Source organism: Herbaspirillum sp. UBA812, from assembly GCF_002296545.1.
Classification (GTDB): Bacteria; Pseudomonadota; Gammaproteobacteria; order Burkholderiales; family Burkholderiaceae_D; genus Herbaspirillum; species Herbaspirillum huttiense.
On sequence record NZ_DBIC01000213.1, the window covers coordinates 1 to 3,165 of the forward strand.

Annotated in this window: 4 protein-coding genes; all 4 read left to right on the forward strand. The window is 63.2% G+C overall.

Features of this window, described 5'->3' with window-relative positions:
- Nucleotides 1-858, forward strand: an 858-nt coding sequence (locus B3873_RS14120; RefSeq protein ID WP_286866809.1) for a GDP-mannose 4,6-dehydratase, incomplete at its 5' end; no start/stop codon positions are given.
- A gap of 84 nt (nucleotides 859-942) precedes the next feature.
- Complete coding sequence (locus tag B3873_RS14125; protein ID WP_034331010.1) at nucleotides 943-1,770, forward strand: transketolase; 828 nt, start codon at nucleotides 943-945, stop codon at nucleotides 1,768-1,770.
- Nucleotides 1,767-2,699 (forward strand): transketolase family protein, encoded by a 933-nt coding sequence (locus B3873_RS14130; RefSeq protein WP_286866811.1) that lies wholly within the window; start codon nucleotides 1,767-1,769, stop codon nucleotides 2,697-2,699. Before B3873_RS14125 ends, B3873_RS14130 begins: the two co-directional genes overlap by 4 nt.
- A 1-nt stretch (nucleotide 2,700) precedes the next feature.
- On the forward strand, nucleotides 2,701-3,165 hold a 465-nt coding region (locus tag B3873_RS14135; protein WP_286866813.1), incomplete at its 3' end, for a haloacid dehalogenase-like hydrolase.

The following is a 3,165-nucleotide window of genomic DNA, read 5'->3' on the forward strand; positions in this document are numbered from 1 at the left end:
CGCTGGTCCGGGCATCAGGCCGCATTCCCGTTCTACCCGTATGACCTCAACAAGGACCTGGCCGCGCTGACCGAATTGATTCAGCGCGAGAAGCCCGCCATCGTGGTCAACTTCGCCGCGCAAAGCATGGTCGCCGAAAGCTGGAAGAATCCGGAACACTGGTTCGAGACCAACGTCATGGCGACCATCCGCCTGCACGAAGTGCTGCGCCAGTGCGACTTCCTGGACAAGTACGTGCACATCACCACACCCGAGGTGTATGGCAGTACCGATGGCTTCATCAAGGAAGACACGCCGTTCAACCCGAGCACCCCGTATGCGGTGTCCCGCGCGGCGGCCGACATGAGCCTGAAGACCTACTTCGATGCCTACGGTTTCCCGGTAGTGTTCACCCGCGCCGCCAACGTCTACGGTCCGGGCCAGCAGTTGTATCGCATCATTCCGCGCACCATCCTCTCGGTGCTGACCGGGAAGAAACTGCAGCTGCATGGCGGTGGACTCTCGCGCCGCTCCTTCATCCACATGCGCGATGTATCGAGCGCCACCCATGCCATCGCCACGCGCGGTATCAATGGCCAGACCTACCACATCTCCACCGACGAGATCGTCAGCGTGCGCGAACTGGTCGAGCGCATCTGCGCCAAGCTGGACGTGGATTTTGCGGCCAACGTCGAGATCGTCGGCGAGCGCCTGGGCAAGGATGCCGCCTACATGTTGGATAGCAGCAAGCTGCGCCAGAGCCTGGACTGGAACGTGAAAGTCTCGCTCGACGAAGGACTGGATGAATGCGTCAGCTGGGTCCGGCAGAACCTGGACGCCATGCAGACCATGGAATGGAACTACGTCCACAAGCCCTGAGCCGCACTGAGTGCAGCCTCGGCGAATGCCGCATCGTTTTGCTGCCCGTTTGAAAGAACGGGCATTGCTTTTGGATAGATCGTTATGGCCCAAGACATTACCGCGCTGAAGAAAACAGCCAGCCAGCTGCGCGGCCGCATCATCGAGAATGCGCACCGCACCCAGACACCGCACCTGGGCTCCTGCCTTTCCTGCGTGGACATCCTCACGGCGGCCTATTTCGGTACGCTGCGCATTGATCCTTCCAAGCCGGCCGACCCGCTGCGGGACCGCTTCATCCTCAGCAAGGGACACGGCGCTGCCGCACTGTTCCAGGTGCTGGCCTTGCGCGGCTTCTACCCGATCTCGATGCTGGACGACTATGGCAAGGACGGCGGCATCTTCGCCGAACACCCCCCGACGCCTGATCACCTGCCCGGTATCGAGGCCGCCACCGGCTCGCTCGGCCATGGTCTGCCGATCGGCCTGGGCATGGCCCTGGCTGGTCGCATCCAGCAACAGCGCTATGACGTCACGGTGCTGCTGGGTGACGGCGAATGCAATGAAGGTTCGGTCTGGGAAGCCGCCATGATGGCCGCGGCCCAGCGTACCGGCAACCTGATGGTGCTGGTCGACTTCAACAAGTGGCAGGCCACCGGCCGCAGCGAGGAAGTGCTGGCCTTGAATCCGCTGGTGGACAAGTGGCGCGCCTTCGGCTGGGATGCGATGGAAATCGATGGCCACGACATGGCGACCCTGGTCGAGATCATGGGACGCCCGCGCGCACCCGAAGGAAAACCCATTGCCGTGGTGGCACACACCGTCAAGGGCAAGGGCGTCTCCTTCATGGAAGACGACAACAACTGGCACTACCGGATTCCCAATGCCGACGAAGTGGCCGCTGCCTATCAGGAACTGGGAGTACAGGCATGAGAAACGCGTTTGCAGACGAGATCACCAGACTGGGTAGCAGTGATCCGCGCGTGGTGCTGCTCTCGGGCGACATCGGCAACAAGCTGTTCGACAAGTTCAAGGCCGCCAACGGCACGCGCTTCCTCAACTGCGGCATCGCCGAAGCCAACATGATGGGCGTGGCCGCCGGCATGGCGCTGTCCGGCTTGCGGCCGGTGATCTACACCATCACGCCGTTCACCACCACGCGCTGCTTCGAGCAGATCCGCGTGGATGCCTGCTATCACAACGTCCCGGTGATCATCGTGGGGACCGGCTCCGGACTGTCCTATGCCGAACTGGGGCCGACCCACCATTCCTGCGAAGACCTGGCGATCATGCGGGTACTGCCCAACATGACGGTGCTTGCGCCTGCCGACGAAGTCGAGCTGCGCCAGTGCCTGCGTGCTGCGCTCAAGCTTGACGGCCCGGTCTACATCCGCATCGGAAAGAAAGGCGAGCAGATCGTTCCCAAGCAGGACGAGCACTTCGAGATCGGCCGCGCCATCAATGTGCGCAGCGGCAGCGATGTCTGCCTGATCGGTGCCGGTACCTTGCTGCCCACCGTGATGGCGGCAGCCGATTTGCTGCAGGCACGCGGCATCTCGGCGCGCGTGGAGAGCTTCCACACCATCAAGCCGCTCGATGAAGCCAGCCTGGAGCAGGCGTTCGCGGGATACGCGGTGGTGGGCGTGGTGGAAGAACACAGCCGCATCGGCGGCCTGGGCGGTGCCATTGCAGAATGGCTGGCGCGGCAGGAGCCCATGAAGGGGCGTCTGCTTGGCTTCGGCGTGGACGACAGCTTCATGCACGAGATCGGCTCGCAGGAATATGCCCGCGCCAAGTACGGACTGACCGCCGACAACATCGCCGCCAAGGTGGAGGCTGCGTTCCGGAAGACGGCAGGCTGAGATGCGCATCGGACTGGATTTCGACAACACCATCGTCACCTACGACTCGCTGTTCCACAAGGTGGCGACCGAGCAGGGACTGGTCCCGGCGAGCTTGCCGGTCTCCAAGCTCGCCGTGCGCGACTACCTGCGCGAAGCAGGCCAGGATGCCGTCTTCACCGAACTGCAGGGCGATGTCTACGGCGCCCGCATGGGCGAGGCCGAAGCCTTTGCGGGCGTGTTCGACTTCATCCGTCAGGCGTCTGTGCGGGGTGCCGAACTGCTGATCATCAGCCACAAGACCCGCTATCCCTTCAAAGGTCCGCAACACGATCTGCGTGCGGCGGCCACCGGCTGGATTGACGGCACGCTGCGCGCAGCCACCGGGAAGGACGCCGTGCAGGCCGTGTATTTCGAGCCGACCAAGGAGGCCAAGATCGCGCGCATCGCCGACTGCGGCTGCGATTACTTCATCGACGATCTGCCC

Excerpts from the sequence above, each read along its gene's own strand:
- B3873_RS14125 (WP_034331010.1), top strand. The coding sequence starts at position 943 with ATGGCCCAAGACATTACCGCGCTGAAGAAAACAGCCAGCCAGCTGCGC.
- B3873_RS14130 (WP_286866811.1), top strand. The coding sequence starts at position 1,767 with ATGAGAAACGCGTTTGCAGACGAGATCACCAGACTGGGTAGCAGTGAT.